Origin of the sequence: Leisingera sp. ANG-M6 (assembly GCF_000813905.1) — a bacterium.
Classification (GTDB): Bacteria; Pseudomonadota; Alphaproteobacteria; order Rhodobacterales; family Rhodobacteraceae; genus Leisingera.
This window is the reverse complement of sequence record NZ_JWLG01000042.1, coordinates 1-1486: the sequence shown is the minus strand read 5'-3', so window position 1 is coordinate 1486 and position 1486 is coordinate 1. Positions and strand designations below refer to the sequence as shown.

The 1486-nt window shown below is 62.2% G+C and carries 1 protein-coding gene; it reads right to left on the bottom strand.

Annotated features, from left to right (window positions below; genetic code table 11):
• Positions 1-1486: TonB-dependent receptor domain-containing protein (locus RA24_RS21455; protein ID WP_052269651.1), on the bottom strand; the 1486-nt coding region annotated here is incomplete at both ends.

Sequence of the window (1486 nt, the reverse complement as noted above, 5' to 3'; positions counted from 1 at the left end):
CGCAGTGATCGTCGAGGAGGTGTATTCGGTGCCATAGGTGGCGCGGTCGGCGTAGGTCTTGTCGAACACGTTGTCGATCCCGGCGCGGATGGTCAGCCCGTTCAGCGACGGCGGGCTGTATTCGGCAAAGAGGTTCAGCACGCCGTAGCCCGGCTGTTTCTGGGTGTAGGTTTCGCTGACACCGTTGTCGTTGGACAGTGCGGCCTCGACGCTGCCGCCGACCAGCAGGTTCATGGTGGGGATTTCCTGCTGCACCTCAAACGCCAGCACCTTGCCGATCGGGGTGCCGGAGTCGACCAGGTAGAAGCTTTCCGCCGGGCCGCCGTTGAAGGACACATCGCTGTTATTCATGGTGAAGCGGGCGAAGCCGCTGTCCCAGCCATAGGTGGCGGCGATGTTGAAGCCCTTGCTTTCGAAGTCGTTGCCACCTACGGCACCGGCGCGGGACACTTCGCGTACGTTGTCGATATTGGTCTTGAACAGCTCACCGCCCAAGGTCCAGTTGCCGCGCTGCCAGTCGGCACCGACGACGATGTTCCTGGCGCGTGAGGATTGCAGATTCGAGTAGTCCCACGCCTGGTAGAACAGGAAGTTGTCCTCCAGATCATAGCCGCCGAAGACGTTGGAATAACCAGCCCGCAGCGACAGGGAGTCGGTCAGATCATAGACCAGCGACAGGTTGCCGCTTGCGCCGGAGGCTGAGCCGGTGAAGGCGGTGCCGGATTGGGCGAAATCCTGGCCGGTGAAGTCCTGCCAGTCATAGCGCAGGCCTGCGGAAACGCTGAGCCGGTCGGTGGGTTCCAGCCGGGCCTGGGCGAAGATGCCGATGTTCTTGCTTTCTTCACCGGTTTTGCCGTTGGTCCAGGTGGCGTTCACAGAGCTTTCGCGCTCCTGGTAATCCACCCCGGCGGTGATGGTGTTGCTGTCGGACAGGTGGAAGTCGTTCTGCAGCGTCAGCGAATAGGTGTTGGAGCTGGTCGCAGTGGAATCGCCGAACGGGTCGGAGGGGCGGTCGACGTTGATTTCCGAGAAGCCGAGGGTTGCCGACGGATCCCACAGGCCGGTCTCGTTTCCGCTTTCATAGCGCAGCGAGGCGATGCGGCGCTTGGTGTAATAGGGCGCAAAGCCGCGGCTGCTGGCGCCGAAGTTGGGCTGGAAGTTGCGGATTTCATTGTCCTGTACTTCCTGCAGCGACAGTTCGATGCGGTCGCCTTGATCGCCTTCATAAGCGAATTTCAACAGGCCCGCGGTCAGGTTTGCGCCGGAACCGGTGACTTCAATGCCGTCGCCGTCCTCGAAATTGTCGCCGGTGGAGCGCTTGGCGTAGCCGAGGATTTCAAAGCCGCCGCTTCGCCCCGCAAGCGTCAGCGAGCCCTGGGCGGTGTTGCCGTTGCTGGAATAGGACAGGCGGGACTGGCCGCCGAAGGTTTCGCCGTCTTCCAGGATGTCCCCGGCGTCGATGGTTTCCATCACCACCCGGCCGGCC